This is a genomic window from Mycobacterium angelicum (assembly GCF_002086155.1).
In the GTDB taxonomy this organism is placed as follows: domain Bacteria; phylum Actinomycetota; class Actinomycetes; order Mycobacteriales; family Mycobacteriaceae; genus Mycobacterium; species Mycobacterium angelicum.
Window position 1 is genome coordinate 1 of sequence record NZ_MVHE01000012.1, and the last position, 15,861, is coordinate 15,861.

The window sequence follows — 15,861 nt, forward strand, 5'->3', positions numbered from 1 at the left end:
GTGTCGTCGGGGGCGTGGTGGGCGGTGACCAGGTCGGGTACGTCGGCATGCCCGGCTGCCAGCCCGGATACGGAATGATGATCGGGACCGGGATCGGCACCGGCGCGGGCACCACACCGGGTACCGGCGCCGGCGCAACGGGCACCTGCGCAGGTACTTGTCGCGGCACGGCGGCCTCCACCGGCGGAATGGTGCCGCCCTGGAAACCGGCGGTGGGCATGTCGATCGGCGGCGGCGGCACCGGCGCCTGCTGCTGAGTCGGCAACAGCGGCATGAACTTGCCCGGCTGGGCGTTCTGATGTCCCTCCACCGGCTGCGACGCCGCGGTCGGCCGCACCGCGACCGCCACCGCGACCGCCAGCGAAGCGAACCCGATGACCGCGAACGCCACGACAGCGTTGCCAATCAACAACGCCCGTCGATTCAGCCGCTCCGGCCGATCCTCCTCCGGCTCGAACTCGTCGTCGTAGCCTTCGCCATATTCGTCGTAGCCGTCCATATCGACGGGAAGGATGTCGTGCTCGCCGGACTGCGAGTACGCCAGCTGGTCATCCTCGGCGCCGGGTTGGCCGGCATCGCCGGCCGAGGCATAGGGCGCGACCATCGTCGCGTCGGCCGCTACGGCCGGCGCCGCCATGGTCGCATCGGGCGACAACGCCGGCGCAGCCATCGTCGCGCTCGCCGCGCCGGCCATCGCCGCGCCTTGGGCCAGTGCGAAGGTGGGGTCGTCGGGGACCTGCACGCTCATCGTGGAGGCGGCCCGAACCTGGTCGGCTATGGCTGTGGTCTGGTCGGAATCGGTGCCCAGCACGAAGACGTCGCCCGAGGCACCCGCCTGGTCGCCGAGCCGGGCGACCATCGTGTCGAACATGCCGGTGGCCTCGGCGTCCGCGGTAGGCGCTGCCGCCAGCAGGGTGGGCGGCGCGTCATCGGAACCCAGCATCGACAGGCTCGCCGTCTCGTCCCCGACCAGCAGCACCGCAGCGCCCGAACGCCCGGCGCCCAGCAATGCCGTCGCGGCCTGCGATTCGGACAGCACCTCGACGTTGAGGACACCGGCATCGGTGAGCGCCTGCTGCAGCCGGTAGGCCTGATCCTGATCCGACCAGCACAGCCGGATGGCGACGAGCCGGTGGTGGTCATCGGCCAGCAGCCGGTGCGTGCCCACCACGGTTTCGGTCAGCACAGCGACCGGATTGTCACCAACATCGACCGAGTACTGGTCGATGACGCCCTCACCGCGAGCAGCCGGCTCGAGCAGGGCCAGGCGCGCGACCTGACCCGTGACCGCCACCCCCAACACGACGTCCATTAACGGCTCTCCTTCGGCTGGCCACCCCGCAACCAGCAATGTCCCGGCATCACTAGACTTCGATACCGTCGGCAATATTCGTCATTCGGGCGACCATGTTCCCCTATGAGTTCCCCTATGAGCGCAGCGTAACTGGATTCCCAACCAGCGGAAACAGTCACCGCGTGTTCATAACCTGCTCACAGCCACTGTCGCGTCGTCCGAATGGAGAATATGTTCGCAACCGAACAACGCAACGGCCCCGGCAGGGGGTTCCCTCGCCGCAAGACCGAATCTGCGCCAGCAGTACCCGACCTTGAATCCTGGGGGACACCGTGAGCCTGAGCAGCGACGAAACGCCTACCGGCCCCATCGCGGGCGCGCAGGCGCGGCAGGCACCCGCGGGTCCGATACCTGAACCGATCCGCAAGCAGAACAGCATTCGCGACGCCACCGCCGGCGTGCTGCTGGTGCTGGCGTTGGCGTTCCCGTGGAACCTGTACTTCGGTTTGCGCATACCCGGCAGCAGCGTGGTGATTTGGGTGGTGCTGCTGGTGGTCACGCTGCTGTCGCTGGCAGCGTTGGTCGTGACGCGGCTGCGCGCCAATCCGGCATCGGCCGGACGGCTGCGGCTGTGGCTCAACATTCCGTATCAGTTGCTGATCTGGGCGTTCATCGGTTACGACGCGTTCCAAACGATCCGGTCCGGTGGCACTGTCCATGTGCCCGGTGGCGTGGGGCCGGGGGCGTGGCTGGGTGTGGCCGGGTCGCTGTTGAGTGCGCAACCGGTGTTCGCCGCGCCGATCGCCGACGACGACGATTACACCCACCGCCGGCTGCGAAGCGCCCGGCTGATCGGCTACGCGTCGATGTTCGGTGCGGCGCTCAGCTCTGGTTTCAACCTGTGCTGGCGGGTGCGGTTCGCTCTGCAGGGTTCCGACAATTCGGTTGCCTTCGGCAAACAGAACATCGCGGTCCTGGTGACCGCGGTGGTGTACGGGGCGGTGGCACTGGCCGCGGTCCTGGTGGCTTCGCGCTGGATTATGCGCGGCGACAAGCCTTCCCGCCTCGCGGCGTTGGCTCTCGGCGCCTCGACCCTGGTTGCCGGGGTCATTGTGTGGCTGCTGCCGATCGGCCGCGAGGTCGACGCCTTCCACGGCATCGCGCAGAACACCTCGACGGCCGGTGTCGGATACGAGGGTTATCTGGCGTGGGCGGCCGGCGCGGCGCTGTTCGCGCCGCTGACCCTGTTCAGCTCCGCGAACACCCGCTTCGACAAAGACGTTTGGCGCACGGCGATTCGAAAGGGATTGCTGCTCATCGTCATATGGGCGTTCAGCTCGGTGCTGATGCGGATCACCGATCTGCTGGTCGCGGTGGTGCTGGATTACCCGTTCTCGCGCTACGACAGCATGACTTTGGCCGCGTTCGATGTGGCCACCGCGGCTTTGGCGCTGTGGCTCTACTTCAACCTGACCAATGAGGCGCTGCGGGCCCGACTCGTCTCGCTGCTGTGCGGACTGTTGTTCAGCCTTACCATCTGCCGGGTCATCCTCGGGGTGATGCTGGCTCCGCGCTTCCAGGACAATCCAGGCGGATCCGGCAACCCGGTCTACGGAAACAATCTCGCCCAACAGATCACCAGCACCTTCGACGTGGTGCTGTGCGGTTTGGCACTGTGCGTCGTGGCAGCGGTCATCGTCGCCGGACGGATCCGCCGGCCTCGGCGCGCGCAGGGGCCGCGGCACCCGCGCCGGCCCCGGCCGGGGCGCCCTGCGCCGGTTGGCGGCCAAAGCCAAATCCGTTCCGGCGCGGCGGTTCCGTCCGAGGCGCAGACGACCAAGTTCGGCGCGCCCGTACCCGCGATGACGGCCACCGCCGTCGACGACGACGATGCGCCCACCACCGACCTGTCCAGGCCGGCCCCGTCACCGCGCATCTTCCGGCCCGGGGAATCCGCGCCCCCGTCCCGGCCGAAGATCTTCCGGCGCCCTTCATAACGCCGTAACGACGGCTAGCGCAACGGCGCGAATGCGAATTCGCGCAGACCGTGCAGCGGTTCGACGGCCGCACGGAACCCGAGCACCTGGGCGGCGCGCGCCGGATCGGCGACGATGTGGCGCACGTCGCCGCTGCGGTACTGACCGGTGATCACCGGTGTCAGTGAGTCGCCGCGGGCATCGCATAGCGCGCTGGCTACTTGCAGAATAGAAATCGGGCACCCAGAGCAGACGTTGGCCGCGGTGAAGCCCTCTCGATCCGTTGTCATGGCGGCCAGGTTGGCGGCCGCGACATCGTCGACGTGGACGAAGTCACGCATCTGCGCGCCGTCTTCGAAAACCTTTGGCGGCTCACCCTTTTCGAGGGACGAACGGAAGATGGCCGCCACTCCGGAGTACGGTGTGTCGCGCGGCATGCCGGGACCGTAGACGTTGTGGTAGCGCAGCGCGACCACCGAGCCGCCCGTCGCCTCGGACCACGCCAGCGCGTAATGCTCCTGCGCCGTCTTGCTGGCGGCATAGAGGCTTCGCGGCCGTAGCGCGGCATCCTCGTCGACCAGCCGCCAGGTGACCGGCTCCGAGCACGCCGGACAGCGGTGCTCGAAGATCCCGGCGTCGAGATCCCCGCGCCGCCGCGGCAGCGGGTCGACCAATCCGTGTTCGAAGCAGGCGTAGTGGCCCTGTCCGTACACCACCATCGATGACGCCAGCACCAGCCGGCGAACCCCGGCGGCGAACATCTGCGCCAGCAACACCGTCGTGGCGAAGTCGTTGTGGCCGCCGTACTGCGGAGCGTCGGCGGCATCTACCCCGGCCCCTACCATCGCGGCCTGATGACACACCACGTCGACACCGGCCAGCAGCGGGGCCAGGGCGTCGGCGTCGCGGACGTCGATGCGGCGACACCCATTGGGCAACAACGGGTTTGGGCCGTGTGCGGCGGGCAGCAACACGTCGACACCGACCACCTCATGCCCCTCGGCCCGCAGCGCCGCGGCCACCCGCGACCCGATGAAGCCGGCCGCGCCGGTCAGCAGCACCTTCACGGCAGCTCGAAGGGCAGCGGGACACCGGCGTGGTGCCGGCAATGAGTACAGGTGCGGTCATCGGCGACCCGGCCGATCGCCGCCCGCACCACTTGCTTGAGCAACTCGATGTTCTCCCCGAATCCGGCGTACACGTCCGCGGCCTTCACGCCCTCCCCCGCGGCTACTCCAGCGTCCACGTCTGTCACCAAAGCTATTGTGGCATAGCACAATTCGAGTTCGCGCGCGAGTATGGCCTCCGGGTACCCGGTCATGTTGACCAGGCTGAACCCGGCGCCGGCGTACCACTGGCTTTCGGCGCGGGTGGAAAACCGCGGACCCTGAATCACTACCATGGTGCCTCCGTCGACCACGTCGGGCAGGTCGGTGACCGCGGTACGCAGTGTCGGGCAGTATGGATCGGCAAAGCTGGCGTGCACCCCGCCGGTGTCGAAATAGGTGTCGGCCCGGCCCTGGGTTCGGTCGACCAGCTGGTCGGGCACCACAATGGTGCCCGGTCCCAGGCCGGGGTTCAGGCTGCCGACCGCGCACGGCGCGAACACCCGCCGAACCCCCAGCGCGCGCAGCGCCCACATGTTGGCCCGATACGGCACTGTATGTCCGGAGTAACGGTGGTTTGTCCCGTGCCGGGGCAGGAACGCGACCTCGTGCCGATCCATGAAGCCGATGGTGATCGGGGCGCTCGGCTCGCCGTAGGGGGTGTCCGGATTGACGGTCCGTTCGTCGGAGCCGAGGAACGTATAGAAGCCGCTGCCGCCGATCACTCCGATCATCAGCCCATTGTTGTGCATAGGGCAGGATGCGTTGGTGGCCAGTTTCGCGCAGTGGATCGCAGGTGCCCGTCCACGAACGCTGCCGAACGCGGTGGCACCCGTCATCGCGGGCACCGGTGCGGCGGCCTGGCTGCACACGGCCGTGTGGTGGAAAGCGCTGCTGGCGCTGGTTGTCGCGGTCGGGATGATCGTGGGCGTCAACTACGCCAACGATTACTCCGACGGCATCCGCGGCACCGATGACGACCGGGCCGGTCCGATGCGGTTGGTGGGCTCGCGGGTGGCGACCCCGCGGGCTGTGCTGACTGCGGCCCTGGTGAGCCTGTTCCTCGGGTCGCTAGCCGGGCTGGTGCTGGCATTGGTAAGTGCGCCGTGGCTGATCGCGGTCGGCGTCCTCTGTGTCATCGGAGCCTGGCTGTACACCGGCGGGAGGAAACCCTACGGGTACGCGGGCTTCGGCGAGGTCGCCGTGTTCGTCTTCTTCGGCCTGATCGCGGTGCTCGGTACCCAGTTCACCCAGGCGTTGCGGGTGGACTGGGTGGGGCTGGTCCTCGCGGTCGCGACCGGCGCGCTGTCGGCTTCGGTATTGGTGGCCAACAACCTGCGCGACATCCCGACCGACTCGCAATCCGGCAAGATCACGCTCGCGGTGCGTTTGGGCGACGGGCGCACCCGGGTGCTCTATCAGCTGCTACTGGCCAGCGCGGGGATTTTGACTATCGTGCTGATGTTGGCAACGCCGTGGTGCGCCGTGGGGTTGCTAGCCACACCGTTGGCGCTGCGCGCCGCGGAACCCGTCCGGGCCGGCCGGGGCGGGCCGGAGCTGATCCCGGTGTTACGTGATACCGGACTGACGATGGCGGTGTGGTCTATCGCGGTGGCTGCAGCACTGACGCTGGCCCGAGCGTTGGCCGCGTGACGTGTCGTCGCTGTGGGTGCACACTCGACGTGAACAGATAGGACGGGTATGACCAAGATCGCCACGACCAGTGGGGCCAAGAGCGTTGGACTGCTCAGCGTCGGGGCCTACCGCCCCGAACGCGTGGTCACCAACGACGAGATCTGCGAGAAGATCGATTCGTCGGATGAATGGATCTACAGCCGGACCGGGATCAAGACGCGCCGGTTCGCCGCCGACGAGGAATCGGCGGCTTCCATGGCGATCGAGGCGAGCCGCCAAGCAATCGCCCGCGCCGCACTCGAGGCATCCGATATCGACGGTGTCATCGTCGCCACCAGCACCCATTTCCTGCAGACCCCGGCCTGCGCCCCGATCGTCGCCGCGGGGCTGGGGACTCAGGGCGTGCCCGCCTTCGACATCTCCGCGGGATGCGCGGGCTTCGGGTATGCGGTGGGGGTCGCCGCCGACATGATCCGCGGCGGCAGCGCCCGCACCATACTGGTGATCGGCACTGAGAAGCTGTCCCCCACGGTCGACATGTACGACCGCAGCAACTGCTTCATCTTCGCCGACGGCGCGGCCGCGGTCGTGGTCGGAGAAACACCGGTTCAGGGCATTGGACCGGCGGTGTGGGGCAGCGACGGCGAACAGGCCACCGCCATCCGCCAGGACATCGACTGGATCACCCACGCCGAAAACCCGGACGGCCCCCGCCCGTTCCTGCGGATGGAAGGCACCGCCGTCTTCCGCTGGGCGGCATTCGAGATGGGCAAGGTCGGGCAGCAGGCCATGGACGCGGCCGGCGTCCAGCCCGACGACATCGACGTATTCATTCCCCATCAGGCCAACAGCCGCATCAACGAACTGTTGACTAAGAACCTTCAGCTGCGGCCGGACGCCATCATCGCCAACGACATCGAGCACACCGGCAACACGTCGGCGGCGTCCATCCCGCTGGCGATGGACGAGCTGCTGGCGACCGGCGCGGCCAAGGCCGGCGACCTGGCGCTGCTGATCGGCTACGGCGCCGGCCTGACCTATGCCGCGCAGGTCGTGCGGATGCCGCCGGGCTAAGTCTCGTCCGGGCCCGGGCCGGGCTCGCCTTGCAGGCGTGCCCGCAGCTGGTCACGTTCGCGGCGCCGGCGCTCACCGGCGACGGCCAGCGCCGCGGTGGCGCGCCGGCGCAGCGGGGTGAACACCCAGATGCCCAATGGCATCGCGATGATCAAAGCAAAAAGCAGCGCCACCACGAGCGGGAATTCGGTCACACCGACCAGGCGGGCCACCCCATAGATGACTGCGGTGAGCACGGCCACCAACAGCAGCCGGGCCACCGCGTAGAGCAGCACGTCCACCAGGCCGCGGGTCCCAGTGGTCTTGTCGCTAGGCGCTTCTGACACAGGCTGAGCCTACGGCGCGGGTATATTCACTCAAAGGAGGTGTCGAGTGCTCTACCTGCTCGTCGTCCTTGTTCTGGGGACGCTGATCTACATTGGCTGGCGCGCGGCGCGGGCTCAAACGAGCCGGCCGAAAACGCGCGTTATCGGACCCGACGACGATCCAGACTTCCTGCGTCGACTGGGTCACGGCGATAGCCCCCGGTAAAATCCTGCCTGAATCGCTACACGAAGTTCGGATTGGACCGCCGCTGGTCCCCGGGAAAGCCGTCGGCCACCATCGCCGCCAACTCGGTGAGCGCTTCGCGGGTCTCGCGCTTCAGCCGGTCCAGCGAGATCTCCGCACCTTCTTCCAGATGCGGGTCGAACGGCACCAGGAGTACTCCGCGGCAACGCCGGGAGAAGTGATCGACCACCTTGCTCATGTCGACCTTGCCGGAGCGTGGCCGCACGCCGTTGATCACCGCGATCGAGTTGCGTACCAGCTCTTCGTGGCCATGTGCCTCCAGCCAGTCCAATGTCGCCGACGCGCTGACGGCGCCGTCGATGGATCCGGAGCTGACTACGATCAGCACGTCGGACTTGGCCAATATCGCCGACATCGCCGAATGCAGCATCCCGGTGCCGCAGTCGGTGAGCACCAGGCCGTAGTACTTCTCCAGGATGTCCAGGGTGCGGGTGTAGTCGTCGGCGCTGAATTCGTCCGAGACGGCCGGGTCACTGTCGGAGGCCAGCACTTCCATCCCGCTGAGGCCCTGCGAGGTGTAGCCGCGGACGTCGCTGTAGCGTTCGATGCTCTCGGCGTCGCGCAGCAGGTGGCGCACCGTCGCCGGCGTCTCCAGCGGCACCTTCTGGCTCAGCGTGCCGCGGTCGGGATTGGCGTCGACGGCGATCACCCGGTCGCCGCGCACCGAGGCGAAAGTGGACCCCAGCGTCGCGGTGATGGTCGTCTTGCCCACACCGCCCTTCAGTGACAGCAGCGCGATCCGGTAGCAACCCCGCAGCGGCCGGTTCACCTGCGCGACCAGGTTGTTGTAGCGGGTGGCGCGCGGACCCTCCCCCACATTGATCAGCTGACCGGACGCGACGTACAGCAACCGGCGCCAGCCTTCCGACGGCGGCGGTTTGACCGGGCGCAGCAGCATCGTGCTGGACAGCTCCGGGTACGGCGTGTGCGGCAACGGCTCGGGACGGTATTGCGGCCGCTCGGCCGGTCTGTCGTCGGCGTAGTAGGCGCCGTAGACCGTCGGGTCGACTCGCGGGATGCCGGTCAACGGTCCGGTGTCCGGCGCCGGGTCCCACTGCGCTAACTCGGCCGTCGGGGCCGCCTCGGCCGTCCGCCGCTCGGTACGGAAGCCGGCGAAGGCGTGCGTCGGTGCCTCCGCGCTGGCTTCGGTGGGCGGTTCACCCTGATGAGGCGCCCCCACGCCCGCTGTTGGATGCTCTGACACGCGACTTTCCCCCTGTCGGAAATAGCTGTCGGATTCTTGAGCTTTCGTTCAGCCCACGCCCGCGTAGGAGTGCAGGCCCACGGTCACCAGGTTAACGAAGAACAGATTGAAGACCATTGCCACGAAGCCGGCCACGTTGATCCAGGCCGCCTTCCTGTCCCGCCAACCTGCCGTTGACCGCGCATGTAGGTAGGCCGCGTATACCACCCACGCAACAAATGAAACCGTCTCTTTGGGGTCCCAGCCCCAGTACCGTCCCCAGGCCTCCTCGGCCCAGATGGCACCGAAAATCACCCCGAACCCGAACACCGGGAAGGCGAAGATGGTGGTTCGGTAGGCGATCCGGTCCAACGTTTGGGCGTCGGGGAAGCGCTGCACCATCCGCGCCAGCGTGCCCTCCGCGCCTGGTTCACCCAGCCGGGAGGTGCGCAGCAGGAACAGAATGCTGGAAATGCCGGCGACCAGGAAAACCCCCGACCCCAGGCTGACCACCGACACGTGGATGGGCAGCCAGTAGGACTGCAGGGCCGGCATCACCGGCGCGGCATTGGCGTACAGCCAGCGCCCGGACACCGTGAGCAGGATCAGCACCGGCAGCAGCAGGAAGACCCACAGCGGACGGTACTGCGGGCGGCGCAATACGACCGCTCCGGCGATTAGCCCGGACATGCAGGTCAAATTGATGAATTCGTACATGTTGCCCCACGGCACCCGCATGGTGGCCAGCCCGCGCAGCACGATGCAGGCCAGCAGCAGGCCGATACCCAGGTAGAGCACCGCCAGCCCGGCCCGCCCGACGCGTTCGTCGAACGGCCGCCGCGGGTCGTCCACGACGATCCCGGGCGTGGAGCTGTCGGTGCTCACCGAGCCGGCCGCTACCAGTTCGCGCTCGGTGACCTGGCGGCTGCGCACGTAGGCCAGCTCGAAGGCCAGCAGCAGTAGCGCGACGACCAGCGCGACCACGGCCGAGGTGAAGGCCCAGTCGGAGTATCGGGCGAGGCCGATATTGATCTGTGTGGTGTTCATCTGACGTCCTGTGGGCTCCTTCTCGGCGCCTGTGTTGCTTCGGCAAGCCCGGCCAATAGTCGCTCGGTCAGCCGCTCGAACTCGTCGCCCCATCCGGAGTTGTCGGTGCGCGCCAGGCCGCCCAGCTCGACGCTTACCGTACCTGGAGCTTGCGGCAGGGGCGCCAGCCGAACCCATACCCGGCGGCGGCGCACCAGCAGCGATACCAGCAGTCCGGCCATCATGGTGATGGCGAAGACCAGCACCCAGATTTGGCCGGGGTCGTGGGAGACCTGCAGGTTGACGAAGGGCACGGCGCCATCGAAGCGAATGACGGTGCCGGCCCCCGGCCCCTGGTCGATCCGCACCTGCTCACCCACGCGCAGGTTGACCCGCTTCTCCTTGGTCAGCCGCCCCTGCTCGATGAGCCGGTGGTCCAGGGTGAACAACGACTGCGGCCGCCCGGTGTCCAGACCGGTGTCGCCGCGGTAGATGTCGACGGCCACCGCCGGCGCGTCCAGCGCCGGGAAGCGCGACGACAGCAGGGTGCCGTCGAGCTGCTCGGTCGGGGCCAGCAGGCCCTGGATCGCGATCTGGTGTTTGCGACGCTCCTCGGCGCTGGGATAGCTGCCGGCCGGCGGGTCGATGCGCATCACGCCCGAGGAGAGCAGGGTCTGCGGATTGTCGGGTCGCCACTGCACGGTCGAGGTGCGGGTCTGTCCGTCGGGGAAGGTCACCGTGAACGTGGGCGCGTAGCCGTGCCCCTGCAGGTACACCCGGTCGCCGCCGATCCGCAGCGGGTGGTTGACCTCCAGCCGGTAGGGCCGCCAGGTGTTGGCGGCGAGGTCTTTACCGGCCTGGTAGTCGATATCGGCGGCGAACGACGTGGCCTGCCCAGAGGCCAGGTAGTGCGCTTGAAAGTCGTTGACCTTGATGCAGATTGGGTGCAAGGAGGTGCCGTCGACGGTGTTTCCGGCACGGAACGAGTCGAACGCGGCCGGTGAGGCCGAGCAGAATCCGGGGCCGCCGTCGGCGATCACGATCACGTTGCCCTCGTAGCCGAACAGCTTGCCGGCGGCCACCGCGACCAGCAGTCCCAGCAGCGAGAAGTGGAACACGATATTGCCGAATTCGCGCAGGTAGCCCTTTTCCGCGGCGACTTCGACGGTTTCGCCTTGGTGCCGGATGGCGGTGCGCCAGCCGCGCAACCGTCCGGCGATCTTGTTGGCCACCGCGTTGAGCTCGGCCGACTCGGCGGACAGCTGCGTGCTGGTGTGCTTGGGCAGCCGGGCCAGATTGCGCGGGGCAGCCACCGGCTTGGCCCGCAGACTGCGGGCGTGCTCGATCATCCGCGGGGTCAGGCACCCGACCAGCGATACGAACAGCAGCACGTAGATGGCGGTGAACCAGAAGCTGGAGAACACGTCGAAGGCCTGTAGCTCGTTGAGCCAGGGGCCGATCGTGGGATGGGCCTTCAGGTATTCGTCGACCTTGCCGGCGTTGAGGCTGCGCTGCGGCAGCAGTGCGCCGGGTATCGCGCCGAGCGCCAACAGGAACAACAGCACCAGCGCGGTGCCCATCGACGTCAGCGACCGCCAGGTATTGCGCGCCTTTTGCGCGAGCAGACGCAGCATCAGATGGGCAGCCTCACGTCGGAGACGAACGCGTCGCGCAGCCAGGAGACGAAGTCATTCCACACCCCGGTGACCAGCGCCACGCCGACGACGATCAGAAGCGCGCCGCCGAAGACCTGGATCGCCCGGGTATGCCGTCGCAACCAGGCCAGACCCGTCACCGCACCCGCCGAACCGAACGCCAGCGCGATGAACGGGATCCCCAGCCCCAGGCAGTAGGCGACCACCAACACGATTCCGCGTGCCACGTTGGCGCCCTCGGTGGCCGAGGCCACCGTGATCACTCCGGTCAGCGTCGGCCCCAAACACGGCGTCCAGCCCAGCGCGAACACCGCACCCAGCAACGGCGCCCCGGCGACCGTCGTCAACTGCTGTGGGCTGAACCGGACCTGACGCTGCAGAGCCGGAACGAGGCCGACGAACACCAGGCCCATGGCGATGGTCAGCACTCCCCCGATCCGCTGCAACAGCACCTGGTTGGTGATCAAGGTCGTGGTCATGCCCAGCACGACCACGGTGCCCAGGACGAACACCGCGGTGAACCCGGCCACGAACAGCACGGCCGACCCGGCGACCCGCCATCGCGCGGCCGGCGGGGCTTTCACGGCGCCCGGCTGAGCACCCTCGTCAACGCCCACTATCGCAGCCAGATACGACAGGTAGCCCGGCACCAGCGGCACCACACAGGGCGAGGCGAATGACACCACCCCTGCCAGCAGGCACACCCCGATCGCCGCCAGCAATGGTCCCGCGGCTGCGATCTGGGCGAAGCCCGTCATTGCCGTCCCGGCGGCGTCGGTGCCGCGCCGGAACCCTCTGCGGCCACCCGCTGCACAACCGGCTGCAGATCCTCGGCCAGCAATTCACGCAGAAATACCGCCGCGACCCGGTGCTGGCGGTCGAGCACCAGGGTGGACGGAATGACGGTGGTCGGATACTTGCCGCCGAACGCGATCAGTGTGCGCATGGCCGGGTCATAGATCGACGGGAACGTGACATGGCGGTCGTTGACGAAGTCCTGGGCCGCCTCTCGGCTGTTGTCGCGGACGTCGATTCCCAGAAATGAGACCCCGGAATCGCGGGTGGCGTCATACACCCGCTGCAGCTGGGTGATTTCGGCGCGGCAAGGCCCGCACCACTGACCCCACACGTTGATGACGACAACCCGGCCGGCAAAGTCGTCTAGCGAGACCGTGCGGGCCGGGTCGGTCAGACTCGGCCCCGAGAGCGGGCCGGGATGGCCGCGGCTGGCCGGTGGATCGTAGAAGATGTCGGTCTTGCCGCCGGGCGAGACGAACTCGAAGGTGCCGCCCTGGGCCACGGCGTCGCGCCCCGAGCAGGCCGTGAGCAAACCGGCCAGCAGCACCCCGGCGATTGACAGCCACCGCCAGATGGCAATGGCACCGCTCCTTCTCATCGCTACGCTTTGCATCGTCGCCGGCGCACTCAAGCGCCGCTCGGTTGCGAATAGATGACGTCGACCAGGCGGTCGCCGTCGTACACCAACGAGGTCACCGAAGCCAGGCCGCATTCACGCCGGCGCGGGTCGTGCCAGAGCCGCTTGCCGGTCAGGTGCAGCCGCAGCGTCCACACCGGCAGCTGGTGGCTGACGCACACCACCTCGTGGCCGGCGGCCCGGGCCCGCGCCTTTTCCACCGCGGTCACCATCCGCTCGGCGATCTGGCTGTAGGGCTCGCCCCAGGACGGGGTGAACGGGTTGCGCAGCTGCCACCAGACCCGCGGGTCGCGCCAGGCGCCGTCGCCGGGGCTGACGCGCCGGCCTTCGAAGAAGTTGGCCGATTCGATCAGATACGGGTCGGTGTCCACCGGCAGGTCGTGCCGGGCGGCGATGGGCGCCGCGGTCTCCTGTGCCCGCTGCAGGGGCGAGGCGATGACGGCGACGATGTCGCGGTCGGCCAGAAAGTCGCCGACGGCGGCGGCCTGTGCCTGACCGGCATCCGACAAGCGGAACCCCGACAGCCGCCCGTACAGGATGCCGGTGGGGTTGTGCACCTCGCCGTGGCGCACCACGTGGACGCGGGTTTCTTCGGCCATCAGGGTTTTTCCTCCCGGGCTGCGGCTGCGGCCGCTGCTGGTAGCGCGGCTGCGATCCGCTCGAACGCGCTGTCGTCCAGCGCCGCCGAGACGAACCATGCTTCGTAGGCGCTGCACGGCGGGTACACACCCGCATCCAGCAGCGCATGAAAGAACGGTGGATAACGCCAGGTTTCGCTGGCGCGCGCAGCCGCGAAATCGGTGACCGGGGCTTCGGCGAAGAAGACGCTGAGCATGTTGCCGGCACGCGGAATCTGGTGCGGTACACCGGCACTCGTGAGCGCCTCGGCGAACAGTGTGGCCAGCCGGTCGGCGTTGGCGTCCAAAGCCGAATACACCGCGTCGTCGGCGGCGCGCAGTGTCGCCAGCCCGGCGGCCATGGCCACCGGATTGCCCGACAGCGTGCCGGCTTGATACACCGGCCCCAGCGGCGCCAGCCGTTCCATCACCTCGGCCCGACCGCCGAATGCGGCCGCCGGCAGTCCACCGCTCATCACCTTGCCGAAGGTGAACAGATCCGCGGCGACGGGATCGATTCCGTACCAACCACTCCGGCTGACCCGAAAGCCCGTCATCACCTCGTCGAGGATCAGCAGCGCGCCGTGCTCGGCGGTGATGGCGCGCAGCGCGGCGTTGTAGCCGGGTGCGGGCGGGACGACGCCCATATTGCCGGGGCTGGCCTCGGTGATCACCGCGGCGATCTGCTCGCCGAACGTGTCGAAAGTCAGACGTACCGCGTCAATGTCGTTGTAGGGCAACACGATTGTGTCGGCGGCGACGGCGCCGGTGACGCCGGGCGAGGACGGCAAGCCCTGTGACGATCGCAAGCGCGGCGAAGCCGGGCGCAGCGGGTCGTCACATAAACCCAGCGTAGCCACGCCCGAACCGGCGTCGGCGAGCAACGCATCCACATGCCCGTGGTAGCAGCCGGAGAACTTGACGATCTTGGGCCGGCCGGTGAACCCGCGGGCCAGCCGTATCGCGCTCATGGTGGCCTCGGTGCCGGAGTTCACCAGCCGGATCCGCTCGACGGGTGCCACCCGGCCGATGATCTCGGCGGCCAGTTCGGTCTCGGCCGGAGTCGGCGCCCCGAACGACAGACCGCTGGCGGCAGCCTTGGCGACGGCATCGACGACGGCCGGATGCGCGTGGCCCAGGATCATCGGCCCCCAGGAGCAGACCAGGTCCACGTAGCGGTTGCCGTCGGCATCGGTGAGCCGGCACCCGTTGGCTTCGGTGATGAAGCGCGGGGTGCCGCCCACCGCGGCGAATGCCCGCACCGGGGAGTTCACCCCGCCGGGGATGACCGTGCAGGCGTCCTCGAACAGCTTCGCCGAGACCCGCACGGCGCCCGCCTGGTCAGTACTACCCATGCCGACCAGTGTCCCAGCCGCTGCGGCCTCTTCAACTACAGGGTGTAAGAGTTGGGCATACAACTGCCGCAATGGCTGGCCGCGTTGACCGCCCGCATGCTAGCAACGAGCGTGGCGCTAGAGGCCAGCGCCGCGGGATATGTCCGTAGCGAAGCGACCGCAGCAGCGGAGATGACAGCTGTGCGACCGAAGTTGGTTTGATGGTGCCGACGCTGCCCCAAGTCAGAGCATGGAGCACCGAGCATCTGGTCGAGGCGGCTACCTACTGGACGAAGACCGCTGATCAGTGGGAAGACATCTTCCTACAAGTGCGCAACCAATCACCCTGGTGTGGGAAGGCGCTGGCGGTGAGGCGCTGCGCGTGCGAACCAGTGTCGACCTTGCGCTCGTTATCGCCAAAGCCGACCAACTCCGCCAAGCGAGCAAGATAGCCCGTGCCGGCGCCGGAACTATCGGCGCGGCCCAACGCAGGGTCCTGTATGCGATCGAGGATGCACAGTCAGCGGGTTTTGCTGTCGGAGAAGACTTTTCGGTCATCGACTCCCGAACCAGTCGCAGCGCCGCCGAACAGGCTTCTCGCCAAGCCCAGGCCCAAGCGTTCGCCGCCGACATCCACCGGCGGGCAACACAACTCATCGAGGCAGACGACGAGGTAGCCACCAAAATCACAAATGCAACAGCCGGAATCGACGAAACCACGTTTACTGAAACGCCCCATAACAAAACACACATCCAGGCCGTCGACCAGCACGCCTTCAAACAAGACCCAGCCCCACCCCCAGGCGCGCCAGGCAATCCGTTTGCAGGCTGGACGGACGCGCAAATGGCGTAAGTAGCAACTGAAATCGCCAACGGTCACGCGTTAAAGCATTTCCCAGGAAAAACCCCTGCAGACCTGGCTAGGTCGATTTACGACGCCATGAAAGACCCGAATA

The 15,861-nt window shown here is 67.8% G+C and carries 15 protein-coding genes and 1 pseudogene; 5 read left to right on the forward strand and 11 right to left on the reverse strand.

Annotated elements, in window-relative coordinates; translation table 11 throughout:
• The coding region (locus tag BST12_RS10505) for a DUF7159 family protein (protein WP_083113052.1) at positions 1 to 1,312 on the reverse strand (1,312 nt) is incomplete at its 3' end.
• A gap of 350 nt (positions 1,313 to 1,662) precedes the next feature.
• On the opposite strand from BST12_RS10505, the gene BST12_RS10510 reads away from it, so the two are divergent.
• Positions 1,663 to 3,291, forward strand: a complete 1,629-nt coding sequence (locus tag BST12_RS10510) for a DUF7937 domain-containing protein (protein ID WP_139801611.1) — start codon at positions 1,663 to 1,665, stop codon at positions 3,289 to 3,291.
• Between the two features lie 14 nt (positions 3,292 to 3,305).
• On the opposite strand, the gene BST12_RS10515 is transcribed toward BST12_RS10510, so the two are convergent.
• Positions 3,306 to 4,337 carry an NAD-dependent epimerase/dehydratase family protein gene (locus BST12_RS10515; protein ID WP_083113054.1) on the reverse strand — a complete coding sequence of 344 codons (1,032 nt, stop codon included), beginning with the start codon at positions 4,335 to 4,337 and terminating at the stop codon, positions 3,306 to 3,308.
• Positions 4,334 to 5,113, reverse strand: a complete 780-nt coding sequence (locus BST12_RS10520; RefSeq protein ID WP_211281255.1) for an S-methyl-5'-thioadenosine phosphorylase — start codon at positions 5,111 to 5,113, stop codon at positions 4,334 to 4,336. The genes BST12_RS10515 and BST12_RS10520 overlap by 4 nt, the downstream gene beginning before the upstream one ends.
• A 31-nt stretch (positions 5,114 to 5,144) precedes the next feature.
• Between BST12_RS10520 and BST12_RS10525 the strand changes: the two genes are divergently transcribed.
• Together BST12_RS10525 and BST12_RS10530 are read left to right on the forward strand one after the other, a co-directional pair.
• Positions 5,145 to 6,029 carry a 1,4-dihydroxy-2-naphthoate polyprenyltransferase gene (locus BST12_RS10525; RefSeq protein ID WP_083113057.1) on the forward strand — a complete coding sequence of 295 codons (885 nt, stop codon included), beginning with the start codon at positions 5,145 to 5,147 and terminating at the stop codon, positions 6,027 to 6,029.
• A gap of 48 nt (positions 6,030 to 6,077) precedes the next feature.
• Positions 6,078 to 7,085 carry a beta-ketoacyl-ACP synthase III gene (locus BST12_RS10530; RefSeq protein ID WP_083113059.1) on the forward strand — a complete coding sequence of 336 codons (1,008 nt, stop codon included), beginning with the start codon at positions 6,078 to 6,080 and terminating at the stop codon, positions 7,083 to 7,085.
• Here BST12_RS10530 and BST12_RS10535 read toward each other — a convergent pair.
• Positions 7,082 to 7,411 (reverse strand): DUF4229 domain-containing protein, encoded by a 330-nt coding sequence (locus tag BST12_RS10535; RefSeq protein ID WP_083113061.1) that lies wholly within the window; start codon positions 7,409 to 7,411, stop codon positions 7,082 to 7,084. The two genes, BST12_RS10530 and BST12_RS10535, sit on opposite strands and share 4 nt — an antisense overlap.
• 46 nt (positions 7,412 to 7,457) lie before the next feature.
• On the opposite strand from BST12_RS10535, the gene BST12_RS30765 reads away from it, so the two are divergent.
• A complete protein-coding gene (locus BST12_RS30765; RefSeq protein WP_139801599.1) occupies positions 7,458 to 7,616 on the forward strand; it encodes a hypothetical protein in 159 nt (52 codons plus the stop codon).
• Positions 7,617 to 7,632: 16 nt separating this feature from the next.
• Here the strand turns inward: BST12_RS30765 and BST12_RS10540 are convergent, their stop codons facing one another.
• From BST12_RS10540 to hemL, 7 genes are read right to left on the reverse strand one after another with little or no spacing between them, the layout of a single operon-like run.
• A complete protein-coding gene (locus tag BST12_RS10540) occupies positions 7,633 to 8,859 on the reverse strand; it encodes a MinD/ParA family ATP-binding protein (RefSeq protein WP_083113062.1) in 1,227 nt (408 codons plus the stop codon).
• A 48-nt stretch (positions 8,860 to 8,907) separates the two neighbouring features.
• The gene (gene ccsB / locus BST12_RS10545) at positions 8,908 to 9,885 is read right to left on the reverse strand and encodes a c-type cytochrome biogenesis protein CcsB (RefSeq protein WP_083113064.1); all 978 of its coding nucleotides are present in this window, start codon (positions 9,883 to 9,885) and stop codon (positions 8,908 to 8,910) included.
• Complete coding sequence (resB, locus tag BST12_RS10550; RefSeq protein WP_211281248.1) at positions 9,882 to 11,498, reverse strand: cytochrome c biogenesis protein ResB; 1,617 nt, start codon at positions 11,496 to 11,498, stop codon at positions 9,882 to 9,884. The genes ccsB and resB overlap by 4 nt, the downstream gene beginning before the upstream one ends.
• Positions 11,498 to 12,277: a cytochrome c biogenesis CcdA family protein gene (locus BST12_RS10555; RefSeq protein ID WP_083113066.1), complete on the reverse strand. Its 780-nt coding sequence runs from the start codon at positions 12,275 to 12,277 to the stop codon at positions 11,498 to 11,500. Before BST12_RS10555 ends, resB begins: the two co-directional genes overlap by 1 nt.
• Positions 12,274 to 12,915: a TlpA disulfide reductase family protein gene (locus BST12_RS10560; RefSeq protein WP_170062097.1), complete on the reverse strand. Its 642-nt coding sequence runs from the start codon at positions 12,913 to 12,915 to the stop codon at positions 12,274 to 12,276. The genes BST12_RS10555 and BST12_RS10560 overlap by 4 nt, the downstream gene beginning before the upstream one ends.
• Positions 12,916 to 12,944: 29 nt before the next feature.
• Positions 12,945 to 13,553 (reverse strand): histidine phosphatase family protein, encoded by a 609-nt coding sequence (locus BST12_RS10565; protein WP_083113069.1) that lies wholly within the window; start codon positions 13,551 to 13,553, stop codon positions 12,945 to 12,947.
• Positions 13,553 to 14,926: a glutamate-1-semialdehyde 2,1-aminomutase gene (hemL, locus tag BST12_RS10570; RefSeq protein WP_083113070.1), complete on the reverse strand. Its 1,374-nt coding sequence runs from the start codon at positions 14,924 to 14,926 to the stop codon at positions 13,553 to 13,555. The genes BST12_RS10565 and hemL overlap by 1 nt, the downstream gene beginning before the upstream one ends.
• 200 nt (positions 14,927 to 15,126) lie before the next feature.
• On the opposite strand from hemL, the pseudogene BST12_RS33345 reads away from it, so the two are divergent.
• Positions 15,127 to 15,582: pseudogene (locus BST12_RS33345) on the forward strand (hypothetical protein); the annotation flags it as partial.
• Positions 15,583 to 15,861 lie beyond the last annotated feature (279 nt).